This is a genomic window from Pseudoalteromonas sp. 4NS20-0020, assembly GCF_057554385.1.
Genome location: NZ_BAAJMI010000003.1, coordinates 1 through 12,187, shown reverse-complemented (window position 1 = coordinate 12,187; position 12,187 = coordinate 1). Strand labels below are relative to the sequence as shown.

At 37.8% G+C, this 12,187-nt stretch carries 14 protein-coding genes and 1 pseudogene; 5 read left to right on the top strand and 10 right to left on the bottom strand.

Features of this window, described 5'->3' with window-relative positions; translation table 11 throughout:
• Positions 1 to 13: 13 nt before the first annotated feature.
• Both AC27JL_RS07315 and AC27JL_RS07310 read right to left on the bottom strand, forming a co-directional pair.
• Entirely contained in the window at positions 14 to 901 is an 888-nt protein-coding gene (locus AC27JL_RS07315) for a cation diffusion facilitator family transporter (protein ID WP_010557526.1), read from the bottom strand.
• Positions 888 to 1,618, bottom strand: a pseudogene (locus AC27JL_RS07310) (transglutaminase-like domain-containing protein). The gene AC27JL_RS07315 and the pseudogene AC27JL_RS07310 overlap by 14 nt, the downstream one beginning before the upstream one ends.
• 78 nt (positions 1,619 to 1,696) lie before the next feature.
• Between AC27JL_RS07310 and cadR the strand changes: the two are divergent.
• The 3 genes from cadR (at position 1,697) to AC27JL_RS07295 (ending at position 2,851) form a co-directional block, all read left to right on the top strand.
• A complete protein-coding gene (cadR, locus tag AC27JL_RS07305; protein ID WP_002962247.1) occupies positions 1,697 to 2,086 on the top strand; it encodes a Cd(II)/Pb(II)-responsive transcriptional regulator in 390 nt (129 codons plus the stop codon).
• Positions 2,087 to 2,137: 51 nt separating this feature from the next.
• Positions 2,138 to 2,506, top strand: coding sequence for a MerR family transcriptional regulator (locus AC27JL_RS07300; RefSeq protein WP_028834999.1), 369 nt, complete (start codon positions 2,138 to 2,140; stop codon positions 2,504 to 2,506).
• A 102-nt stretch (positions 2,507 to 2,608) separates the two neighbouring features.
• Entirely contained in the window at positions 2,609 to 2,851 is a 243-nt protein-coding gene (locus AC27JL_RS07295) for a MerC family mercury resistance protein (protein ID WP_327077832.1), read from the top strand.
• Positions 2,852 to 3,166: 315 nt separating this feature from the next.
• On the opposite strand, the gene AC27JL_RS07290 is transcribed toward AC27JL_RS07295, so the two are convergent.
• The 8 genes from AC27JL_RS07290 to AC27JL_RS07255 all read right to left on the bottom strand — a co-directional run bounded on the left by AC27JL_RS07290 (position 3,167) and on the right by AC27JL_RS07255 (position 9,642).
• Positions 3,167 to 3,898, bottom strand: a complete 732-nt coding sequence (locus AC27JL_RS07290) for a MauE/DoxX family redox-associated membrane protein (protein WP_002963060.1) — start codon at positions 3,896 to 3,898, stop codon at positions 3,167 to 3,169.
• A 24-nt stretch (positions 3,899 to 3,922) separates the two neighbouring features.
• A complete protein-coding gene (locus AC27JL_RS07285; RefSeq protein WP_010388415.1) occupies positions 3,923 to 4,435 on the bottom strand; it encodes a DUF305 domain-containing protein in 513 nt (170 codons plus the stop codon).
• Between the two features lie 133 nt (positions 4,436 to 4,568).
• Positions 4,569 to 5,087: a DUF411 domain-containing protein gene (locus AC27JL_RS07280; RefSeq protein WP_002963058.1), complete on the bottom strand. Its 519-nt coding sequence runs from the start codon at positions 5,085 to 5,087 to the stop codon at positions 4,569 to 4,571.
• Between the two features lie 10 nt (positions 5,088 to 5,097).
• The gene (locus tag AC27JL_RS07275; protein WP_010558007.1) at positions 5,098 to 5,586 is read right to left on the bottom strand and encodes a YybH family protein; all 489 of its coding nucleotides are present in this window, start codon (positions 5,584 to 5,586) and stop codon (positions 5,098 to 5,100) included.
• A 22-nt stretch (positions 5,587 to 5,608) separates the two neighbouring features.
• Positions 5,609 to 6,517: a copper resistance D family protein gene (locus AC27JL_RS07270; RefSeq protein ID WP_010558008.1), complete on the bottom strand. Its 909-nt coding sequence runs from the start codon at positions 6,515 to 6,517 to the stop codon at positions 5,609 to 5,611.
• Between the two features lie 11 nt (positions 6,518 to 6,528).
• Positions 6,529 to 6,936 carry a copper resistance CopC family protein gene (locus AC27JL_RS07265; protein ID WP_010558009.1) on the bottom strand — a complete coding sequence of 136 codons (408 nt, stop codon included), beginning with the start codon at positions 6,934 to 6,936 and terminating at the stop codon, positions 6,529 to 6,531.
• A 22-nt stretch (positions 6,937 to 6,958) separates the two neighbouring features.
• Positions 6,959 to 7,822, bottom strand: coding sequence for a copper resistance protein B (locus tag AC27JL_RS07260; RefSeq protein WP_002963237.1), 864 nt, complete (start codon positions 7,820 to 7,822; stop codon positions 6,959 to 6,961).
• On the bottom strand, positions 7,819 to 9,642 hold the full coding sequence (locus AC27JL_RS07255) for a copper resistance system multicopper oxidase (protein WP_010558010.1): 1,824 nt from the start codon (positions 9,640 to 9,642) through the stop codon (positions 7,819 to 7,821). Before AC27JL_RS07255 ends, AC27JL_RS07260 begins: the two co-directional genes overlap by 4 nt.
• Positions 9,643 to 9,808: 166 nt before the next feature.
• Between AC27JL_RS07255 and AC27JL_RS07250 the strand changes: the two genes are divergently transcribed.
• On the top strand, positions 9,809 to 10,495 hold the full coding sequence (locus AC27JL_RS07250) for a heavy metal response regulator transcription factor (RefSeq protein WP_010388408.1): 687 nt from the start codon (positions 9,809 to 9,811) through the stop codon (positions 10,493 to 10,495).
• Positions 10,485 to 11,882, top strand: a complete 1,398-nt coding sequence (locus AC27JL_RS07245) for a heavy metal sensor histidine kinase (protein ID WP_010558011.1) — start codon at positions 10,485 to 10,487, stop codon at positions 11,880 to 11,882. The genes AC27JL_RS07250 and AC27JL_RS07245 overlap by 11 nt, the downstream gene beginning before the upstream one ends.
• Positions 11,883 to 12,187 lie beyond the last annotated feature (305 nt).

Below are 12,187 nucleotides of genomic sequence, written 5' to 3'. Positions count from 1 at the left end.
TTATTGATAAAACTTACTCTGCTTCATCCCTACAATTTTCATTTAAAAACTCAAACTCTATCGTCGTATGCGATAAATGATAGGAAGATAATTTAGCTGCAACCTCTTGTTTAAGCTTAATTAATTCTTTAACGTCAAAGTTGTCACTCAGCTCAAGGTGCGCTGTTAAAACGTGACTTTCACCATCCAGTGACCAAAAATGCATATGGTGTATACCATTTACTTCAGGAAATTCATTTAATGACTGCTTAATACGCTCTTGGGTCTCTTTATCGGGTGCAGCTTGAAGAAAAAGCACCAATGTTGATTTAAGATTTTTGAAAACGTTAAATAAGATAAACAGCGTAAACCCTATTGATAATAGAGGATCTAATATCGGCAGTTCAACGAACAACAATACAATAGAGACTATAAGAACGGCAACCCAACCGAGTACATCTTCAAGTAGGTGCCATGTCAGCACTTTTTCATTTAGTGTTTCACCCGCTTTTAATTTGAATACCGCATAACCATTTACGGCAACACCGAGTATGGCTAGCCCTAACATCCCCTCAACTACAGGCATTTCAGGATTGGACAGCTTAGGTATTGCTTCAAATAAAACCCAAATAGAGCCGATAATCAAAACAATACTATTTACCAATGCACCAAAAAGTGTAAGTCGGCGATAACCATAGCTGAATTTGTCTGATGCTTCTTTATCTGAAAAACGACTTAAAATCCACGCAAAACCTATTGAAAGACTATCACCAAGATCGTGAACGGCATCCGCCATTATCGCCGTACTGTTTGTGAGCCAACCACCTATAAATTCGATAATGGTAAATATCACATTAAGGAAAAATGCCCAACCAATCCGGTCGTCTTTACCATGCTGATGACTGTGACTATGGTTGTGCATTTTGTACCTCCAGTACTTTTTTATTTCTTATTTTTGATACATTCATATTAATCAAATGTCGGATCACTCGTTGATACAACCAACGTTTTACACCTGATAGATTAGTACCTTTTTCGAGATAGAACTTATCTGGTGAATCATAAAGCCCAAAGTCGTCATGAATACCTTCTTTTTGAATATAGGTATCCTCTCCACGCCAATCCGTACCGGGTGAAGATAAGCACTTTGTTGCAACACCATAACCACAAAACTCATCTTTTGCTTGGCTAAATTTCTGCTGTAGTGAGCTTAAGTATTGCTCATCCAATATAAAGCCCTCTAAGTTTATCCAACGCCCTTCAAAGTAAACTTCTACCCAACTATGAATGATGTATTTAGGTGCTAACCAAAATACAAGCTTGGGATAGCACCTTTTTATAGTTGCTGATCAATGGTAAAACCTTGGAAACGACACTGGATACCTAGTCCACGCAATAGTGCCATTAACAGATTACCCTTAGTATTACATTGTCCATAACCATCTGCTAGCACATCGCTTGCTGAAATATCATCACTCTTGTTATAGCCAAACATTATTTCATCTTTTACAAACTGATAAGCGGCACCAATTTTGTTGAAATTATCCAAATTTTTCCACCCTCGTTGATCGATCAGGGATTGGATATCTTTGTGTTCAAAATTAACGATATTCGTATTGTTTAAATATTTCTCAGTCATTTTTATATATCCCTTTCGTTGCATACCTATACTATAGATCCTATAGTAACTATAGAGTCAAATGTCTGGGGGAAATTGATGAAAATAGGCGAATTGTCAAAAAAATCGGGCTGTTCAATACAAACGATTAGATATTATGAAAGAGAAGGATTACTGTTAAATCCAAACCGTTCAGAAGGTAATTTCAGGCTGTATGATAGTAAAGCACTTAAACAATTGGAATTCGTAAAGCATTGTCGCAGCCTAGATATATCACTCAATGATATTAAACGTCTTATCGAATTAAAAAATAAGCCAGAAGAAAGCTGCTCTAGCGTTAATGCATTAATTGATCAGCAACTTGCACTAGTGAATAAACGTATGAAAGAATTAAGGGCGCTTAAAGCTGAATTACAACAGATGGCAAGTGCTTGTGGTTCAGACAATACAATTGAAGCGTGCGGCATCATCAAATCATTGGATAGCTAAACTAAATATAACTTTAGATTAGTAGTATTCACAAAGGCAATAATGTAAACCATTGGCAAATTAGCACAATCATTAAATTTAAATGTAGAAACCATTCGTTTTTATGAACGAGAAGGGCTGATTACACAACCTGAAAAACCAATATCTGGTTATAGACAATATGACGAAACAATAGCAGGACAACTTAGGTTTATCACAAAAGCCAAAGCGCTCGGCTTTACGTTAAGAGAAATAAAATCGCTAATGTCTATGGACAGCAACTGCACTCAAGTTGAGCTATTAAGCCGACAAAAGTTAGCAATCATTCGAGACAAAATTAATGACCTTCAACGTTTAGAGAAAGTAATTGTGGATATGACAAATACCTGTATGCAAAACGAAGATCCAACACATTGCCCCATAATTGATTCATTAAAATGATTGACTCCGTACTTATATACGGAGTTTAGAATGATGGTAATATCAACCAATAGACTTTCAAATGATAAATAAAATATTAGACAGAGTAGGCTCTAGTGGCGTTTGGCTAGCGGCACGGCCTGCTTCCCTGCATTAAGGTCACTTGCATCGGCATTAGGACTAGGCTTCTTCTCTCACTTCGAAGGAATAGCTGTAAATACGCTTTTACCTATTTTTGCATCTTTGGAACTATTGGTAAACTTATACAACTGGCACAAAAATAAAAACCATACCAGAGCTGTCTTCAGCATTCTAGGGCCTGTAGCAGTGCTATTAACGCTTTATCCTCTTTGGCTATATGATTGAAGCACATACCTATTTTACTTTGGTATTTGCTTAATGGTCGTTATGTCGGTTTTGGATATCGTAAAACCAGTAAGGGAGCAAACATGCAACGTATGGCTAATTGCCGTCGTTGAAACGATTAACGGTCAATGTCTGCTTTTCGCTCATAGCAGTCTGCCTGATGAAGTCTAAACTTATTCACTTAAACTGTGAGATCTGATATGAGCTAGTACAGCTGATATGCTATTTACGACAAAGTCGCTCGGTAATTAGAGCGACATAATCCCTTGGTAATCACACTAGTACATCATCATGTTTTTAAATTAAAGCTGTTATTTACCTAACAAACATCCAAATACCGGCAGCTATCATAAATAAGTTTTCTGTTAGAGAGATAAACCCTAGTGGTACGTTACTGTCACCGCCTACACACGCACATTTTAACTCTCGTTTATCTATATAGACTGCTTTTATCACTGAAACAGCACCAACCCCACCTATGAATAATGAAATAGGGGCAATAATATAGGCTGGTAATCCGGCTATCATTCCAATGCCAACAAATGCTTCTAAAAATGGGTAGACATAAGCGTACCTGACTACTTTCATAGCGACTAAGTCATAGGTTATAAATGAATTAGTAAAGCTAAATAAGTCTTGAAGCTTTTGTATTGCTAACACTGCCATTGTTAGGGCTACAAACAGTTCAGCGGTTTGCATTGATAATAAGCTATTATCCGATGCAAAACTAAATGCCACACTAAGCAAAAAACTAACCGAAAAAATCGCAATCACGGGCGTGTAAGTTGTACCTTCTTGGGCTGCTTGTGGCTTATTAAAGTAATCACGTAAATCGTCGTAGCCACCTATACGTTTATTATCAATAAATGCTTGAGGTGTAGTTTCTACACTGTGTTGTTTTTTAAATTCATCTGTTTGCTCTCGAGAAGTTAAAAGCTGATCATCAACTGTATATCCCTCTCGCTCTAGTAGGTCTTTTGATTTTAAACCAAACGGACAAATATGCTCATCTGTTGCCATTCTAAAAAGTTGGGCTGATTTACTCATGCTTTACTCCTTATGTTATGCGGTTTATTTATTTGAATTGAAATCTGGAACAGCTCTTAATTGTGCTTGAGCATTGGTTTGTGCAATGCCGTTTTGCTCTATATCTTTTAGGAGCCATTGCATTTCTTTTATTTCTCGCTCTTGGGCTTCAATTATATTTGTAGCAAGCTTTTGAACGCGTTTATCTTTGATTTTTGCCCTGTCACTGGTGAGTATGGCAATTGAATGATGTGGGATCATCGCCGACATCCATGAGCTATCATCAACAGTCACTTGTGAGCGAACTAAAAATAAACTTCCTGCAAATACGGCAACACTAGCAATGAGTACTGTTATATTTTTCTTTTTATCTTTATACATATTGAGCATGAAAAGTAGCATTATCACTGCCATCGTGGCTCCCATATAAAGCGCCATATAAGTACGAGTTTCACTAAAATAAACATGACTAAGTTGGTAGGTGTTCAAATACATCAATACAAACATGGTTATTGTGGATGTTGCTATCATTAAAAAAAATTTTGAATAGTGTGACATTGTATTGCTCCTTAAAAGTTTTGTATTTTGTTTTTACATGTGAGTAATTTTTACACTATCAAGCTCACAAATCAGTGTTTCCTGTTGTGTAAAATGGGTATTTAACAATTAAATCAAAAATTATGCCGTTAGGCTAAAATTGCTCGCTGGATTTACTTATGTATCTGTAGGTTTCTTCATTTGAGTTGTCAGTGAGTAGTTCAATATTATATTTGTGAAATATACCCTCCATTTCCATTCCGGGAGTGCCAATAGGCATGGCTGGTACACTTAAGCCTGTAATGTGCGGAGCGTGTTGCCCAGATAAAAACTGTTTTATATGTTTAACGGGAACATGACCTTCAAATACAAATCCATCGGCTGACACGGCTGTATGGCATGAGCGCATATTAGGTTTTATTTGATACTGAGATTTAATCGACCCCATGTCATTAACGTTAATTGCTTTTGTTTGAATATTGTTTTCACTCAAATGAGCAATCCACTTATTACAACATCCACAATTTTTACTTTTATAAACGGTAAGCTCAATTTCAGGTTTTTCTGAATTTTCATAGATTATTGATGTTTTATGCTGTTTTTCGATACTCATTGCCGAAAATGACATAGTTAATGATAAAAAAAACGCTGAGGTAATGTAGATTACTCGCATTGTTAACTCCTTAATTAGACCAGTGAATATGAGTGATTTTCCAACCTGTATCGGTGTTTTTTAATGTGATTGATTCCATTCCCATAGACTTAATATCTTTTCCTTTGTACTTTCCTTGAGTTTTACTTCTTGAAATTGAGTAAGCTATGTCTCCATTTGTGTAAACTTGATGCTCTAGTAGTTCACTATTAACAGCACTTAAGAATTTCATATCCGCTATCATATGATGTTTCGCGTATTCATCTGCAGAACGCTCAACACTTCCGCCTTCAAAAATGATGACATCGTCGGCCAGTAATTTACGTGCAGCTTCGCGATTACCTTGTTTTAGATATGCATGAAATAGGCTGACTGTTTTTGCAGCCTCGCTATCAACATTGACAAAGGCCTTGCCTTTTTTTGAATATTTTTCATCGTCATGTGCACTAACAGTAAAAGAACTAACAGTGCTAAAAATTAGTAGCAATAAAATTTTTAAATTAAAGGATTTAATTAACATACGTTTCCCTTTTTATTAATCGTTAAATAGGCGGACCAACAAGTGTGGTAAATACACTTGTTGTAATAAGTACAAACAGGGCAATTACTATTTCAACAGTAATCGAGCGTTTTAATATACTTATATGGTGTTGTTGAGTGATTTGCGGGACTAAAAAAAGCTTATGCCATGCACCTAGTAACAGCATCGCGCTGACGAGTAACAGCTTTAATAAAATTAGTTGCCCATAATTTGATGTAAACAATGCAGAAAATGACTCTAGGTACTGCAGGAGCAGAGTTAAGCCCGAAATAAGTAGTACAAATACAATAACAATAGCGAGTTGACCAAAGTAATGCATTAACCGCTTTACTTCACTGGTAGGTAGTAAAGTGCAGCTTTTGTAAAGCGGCCACAATGACCCTAACCAGCTCGCAATGGCAATAAGGTGAAAGGTTAAAATACTTTTCACTAACCCATTTTCATTTGCACTGTGCCCAGTAAAAGTGAAGCTATAAGCGATAAACCCAAGCATGATTAGTATAACGGCAACGTTTTTATAACCTGCTACGTTATCATCTGATTCCACACTCCACATACATGCGCTAATTAGAGCAATAATGAGCGCTGGTATTCTAAACGTTGCTTGGTCACCTATGACTGATTGCCAAACAATTTCAAGCATAAAGGGGTCAAACATTCCCATAAAGCCTGATTCAGCCATTGCTCCAGCTTCTATTGGTACTTGTAAAAGTGCAGCAATACTACCTGTAACTACACACGTAATTTGCCAACGTTTTAAGAACTGATAAAAGCTAATTAAGTGATGCCCTGCAACATTGCTGTTGCCACACATAAAGCGCATTAATAAAGTGCCCGCAAGCCCTGCAATTGCGATATAGCTTGCTAGTTTTAATAATAGTAAGAGTACTGACCATTCACTTAATTGCATTATGTTGCTACTTAATGATTATGTTTGCTGTGGGTATTAGATTGTTCTTGCATCATCTTATGCGATTCACTTTTGTGTACCATAAATCTAAACGTGTCGGTCATTTTATGTCCATCACCACCCAGTGCTGTCCATTTAACCGTGTAAGTGCCTTGGACTAAGCTCGGCAATGACCAACTAAAGTCTGTGCTTGGGGTAGAGCTTGGTTTGAAATCAAAGTTTATTGATTTATTTTTTTCATCTTTGATGATGACTTTTGCTAGCCTTACTTCACCACCAAAAGTTAACGAAAGTTGCTCTGGGCTTTTCATTAACATGGCTTCTTGCGCAGGTGTTGATTGCTTGAGTGATATATGCGCTGATGCGGAAAATGTAAGTACTAAACCTAAAATAGCTACTGCAGAATTAAAAAACTTCATAATTACCTCTTATTTAAAATGATTAAAACCAAAATTTAATACCCGTAACAAATGCGGTGTTGTTGCTACTTTGTCCACTTGATGTGGCATAGTCGGCGGTATTGCCAAATTTATTGCTCCATTCAACGCCAATATAGGGCGCAAACTGGCGTGTAAATTCATAACGAACCCTAAAGCCAATCGCGCTGCTTGATAGGCCACTTCCAAGTTCGTTTTGTTTATCGTTTTTGCCATAAAGTGTAATTTCGGCTCGCGGTTGTATAATTAGCTTTTGCGTGAGTAATAGTTCGTACTCTGCCTCTAACGTAAATGCGGTATTGCCTCGCTCACCTACGTATGCTGTCATATCAAGTTCAAACCAATAAGGGGCTAAACCTTGTAAGCCAAAAGCCAACCATTGCCGATTTTCACCTTCTTTATTGTAATCAAGACGAACACCTGCTTGAGTATCCCAATATGCTGATACGGCGTGACCCCATAAAATATCGGTTTGGTTTTCTTCAATACTTCCTTCGCTGAAATCACCCTCGGTTTTAATTACCAATCGATCAAAGGTAGTGCCGTACCATGCTTGTAAGTCAAATACACCTGCGTTTGCTTGCTCGTTATATTCAAGACGATCGCCTAGTAATGCGTAAAATGGATGCTCATCAGCGAGTGTTAATCGCTCATTGCCCTCAAGCGCATATGGGCCTTCTGTTAAAGTTGTTCCCGCAGAGTAAGCATGGGGGTCTCTTGCATCTTTAGGTGCACTTCCTCCTTGTGGTTGCATCTTAGCGCTATTCATTTGTGCCATTTCACTTTGCGCTAATAAAGGGAAACTAATTAATGAAGCCCCTGTTAACATTAATAAACCTAATGATTTAGATAGTTTTAATTGTTTCATGATACGACTACCTCTCTAAACATACCGGCATCCATATGGAATAATAAATGGCAATGCCAAGCCCAGCGACCTACATCGTGAGGGGTGGTTAAAAAGCTGATTCTTTGTGCGGGTTGAACAGGTATCGTATGACGTCGCACTTGCACATCACCTTGCTCGTTTTCTAAATCACTCCACATACCATGCAAATGCATAGGGTGCGTCATCATGGTATCGTTTTGTAAAATAACTCTTAAACGTTGGTTATGCTTCATATGCACTGGCGTGCTTTTACCAAATTCTAAGCCATCAAATGACCAGCTATAACGCTCCATGTTTCCGGTTAAATGCAGCTCAATTTCAGCTTCTGGCTCTTGCTGGTTAGTGATCCCTTCAAGTGAGTGTAAATCTGCAAGTGTTAAAACACGACGACCATTTTTACGTAAACCAATACCAGGATCATCAAGATTTGTTCTAGGCATATCAACGCGCATATCAACTGAAGCTCCATACTCCGTTTTTGCATGACGCACTTTAGAGCTGGCAACCGCTAATGGGTTTTCAGACATACCATGTTTGCTATGATCCATCGCCATTGCACCGTGGCCCATAGCGCTATGATCCATTTCTTTAGAGTTCATACCTGACATGCCTGCCATACCAGCCATTGCAGAGTGCTCACCGCCGTGGGTCATATTGCCCATCATATCGGTCATCGTTAACCATTCAACAGGGTCAAGTGCAGGTACTGGCGCATCAATATTAGGCGAGCTTGATAAAGTTCCTTTTGCGTAACCAGAGCGATCCATACTTTGAGCAAAAATCGTATAGGCATCATTTTTAGGCTCAACAATTACGTCGTAGGTTTCACCAGGGCCGAATCTAAATTCATCAACTGTCACTGGTTCAACGTTTTGCCCATCTGCTTGTACAACCGTTAGTTTTAACTCGGGGATACGCACGTCAAAAAAGCTATTACTAGAGCCATTAATAAACCTTAACCTAAGCTTTTCACCGACTTTAAATAATCCACGCCAGTTTGCCATTGGAGTACTACCGTTCATTAAAAAAGTCATTGCTGATGCAGATAAATCAGCTAAATCTGTAGGATTCATTCTCATTTGATTCCACATTTTGCGGCGTTGCAAAGCATTCGAAACACCGCTATTTGAAACGTCATCAAAAAATTCTGGAACAGTGGGCTGATTGAAGTTAAATACATCACTCTGTATTTTTAATTTGCGGAACAGCGCCATTGGGTCATCATCAGTCCAATCAGATAATTGAATAACATGCTCGTTATCTGCACTAATAATATCTTTTTCTCGCGGTTCAATAATTAATGCACCGTACATGCCAGTCATTTCTTGAAAGCCACTATGTGAGTGATACCAATATGTACCGCTTTGTTGTAATTTAAATTTATAAACAAAGGTTTCGCCAGGCATAATGCCTTTAAAACTGATACCAGGTACGCCATCCATTTGATACGGTAAAATAATGCCATGCCAATGAATTGAACTCGGTACTGATAACTTATTTGTTACTCTAATAGTAACGTCATCGCCTTCTTTGAGGCGCAAGGTAGGAGCGGGTATAGATCCATTGATAGTTGTCGCCATACGTACTACGCCAGTAAAGTTAACCGGCGATTCATCTATAACCAGATCAATTACTTCGCCGCTAAGTTCGGGCACAGTGCCTGTTATTGTTCCTGCTACTAAAGATGATGCAGCATGTAATACACTCGGAAAAGCAGCAAGTACACCTCCTGCAATTAAGCCTTGAACAAATCGTCTTCGTGGTGTGCTAACCTGTTGTGATGACTTTTTAAACCCCATTTCCTTACTCCTTCATAGCAGAATATGTATTGAGTATAGAAAATAGACCTGTCTTCAACATGACGCGAACATTACAAAGTTGTAATCTTGGTGTCATGTTGCTGTAGTGACAGATACTGCATAATATTTGCAGAGGTAGTTGTTAGGACTTTAATGAAGGAATTGTATGCGCTTATTAGTTGTTGAAGATGAAGCAAAAACGGGAGATTATTTAAAACAGGGACTAAGTGAAGCTGGTTTTCAGGTTTCTTTGGCGCGCAATGGTCTTGACGGTCATCACCTAGCAATGACCGAATTATTTGATGTAATAATACTTGATGTCATGTTACCTGACGTATCCGGTTGGAAAATTTTACAGTCGCTACGTGAAGCAGATAACAAAACCCCAGTACTATTTTTATCTGCTCGCGATAGCATAGACGATAGAGTAAAGGGGCTCGAACTTGGTGCTGATGACTATTTAATAAAGCCTTTTGCTTTTGCTGAAGTTTTAGCAAGAGTACGCACTCTTATTCGCCGTGGTGCAGTACAAACAGTTGACGATATACTGATCGTTGCTGATTTAGAAATGGATATTCCAAAGCGAAAAATACAACGTGCAGGCAAGCGTATTTTATTGAGTAATAAAGAGTTTAGCTTACTTGAACTATTGTTACGGCGCGAAGGTGAAGTACTGCCACGTTCGTTAATTGCTTCTCAAGTATGGGATATGAATTTTGATAGCGACACCAATGTGATTGATGTTGCCATTCGTAGGCTAAGAGCAAAAGTTGATGATGACTTTACTATTAAATTAATTCATACAGTTCGCGGTATGGGCTATAAATTAGAGGTTGAAACTGATGGCTATTAAGTCACGGCCTTTATCACTTACGATGCGTGTTGTGTTGTTTGTGGCTGTAACCGTTATTGCGTGCTTAACTTTAGTTGCCACCTTAATAAATAGTTCGATAAAACATCATTTTTTCCAGCAAGATAGTAGTGAACTGCATGTTATTAATCAATCTATTGAATTAGTTTTAAGACAACACTATAAATCAAACCTGAAATTTAAAAATGAATTATCTAACGCTGTAGCGGGTCATCACGGTGTTTACTATCAGGTAAATACCGCAAAAGGAGATCTCATTTTTCAAAGCTCTGAACGAGATTTTAGTGATTTTGTAATGAGTGCTAAGGTTTCAACTGGCTTTAACCGTAACAACATTACCTCATGGCAAAATGATACCCACACCTACCGAGCTCTGGTGAGTAATTTAAGTACTGAGCAACAGCAATACAAAATTACTACAGCGATAGACATGAGCTTTCATTTACACTTTCTCAATCAATTTCAACAAAGTCTTTGGGCTATTATGTTTGGCTCTGCGGTACTCATTTTATTGGTGGCTTGGTTTGCTATACATCAAGGATTGAACCCTTTACGAGGTTTGAGTCAGAAAATGCATGACATCCAAACTAATAAGATGGATGTAAGGCTTGATGAAAATAAAGTGCCTATTGAGCTTGTTAATATGGTGCAGTCGTTTAACTCGATGCTCGACAGGCTCCAAGGTGAATTTATTCGTTTATCAAATTTCTCTAGTGATATTGCGCATGAGTTACGTACTCCACTAACAAATATAATCACTCAAACACAGGTTGGTTTATCTAAAAAAAGACAGTTGTTAGAGTATCAAGAATTATTGTTTTCTAATCTAGAAGAGCTGGAACGACTAACTAAGATGGTTAGTGATATGCTTTGGCTTGCAAAAACTCAGAATGGACTGGTTAAACCCGTTCAAAATACTCTAAAAAGCCATGATGAAATTGAAGCATTATTTGAGTACTTTGATGCTTTGGCTGAAGACTCATTGATTACATTTAAGAAAAAAGGTCAAAACCTTTGTTTTTATTGTGACAAATTACACTTTCGCCAATTATTATCAAACCTCCTATCCAATGCAATAAGGTATGCCCCAAAAGGCTCATCAATCACAGTAAATAGTGAAATATTTACCGCTGATAAAATATGTATTTCAGTGATTAATACTGGGGAGAGAATACCTTCTGAGCATTTACCTTATTTATTTGACCGCTTTTATCGACCCGATAAATCGCGCCAACGACACAGCGATGGAGCTGGTTTAGGGCTTGCAATAGTTAAAGCTCTAGCGCAAGCAAACGGTGGAAATATAGAGGTCAGTTCAAATAATCAAACTACCAGCTTTAAAGTTTTTCTAAATTTAGCTAAAAGCTAATTATTAAATTTAATAACCCAATGTTTGCTTGTACCTCTAGACTTCCCAGCTTTCATTAAACACCGGTTTATAAACTTAAAGTACAAAACGGAAGTAAACTTCCGGTTTCTAACCCAATATTGCTATATTTCGGAAGCAAACTTCCGTTTATAGGAATTCAAAGGTAGTTATCGGAAATATACTTCTGTTTTTGAAAGCGTTGGCCTAGATAGCTATATGAGCCATTTTTCGGGGTCTTATTTGAGCGAAAAGCGGAGGGTCGGGTAAACTCGTTTTTGGACAAAAACGAGTTAGAGCCGAAGGAC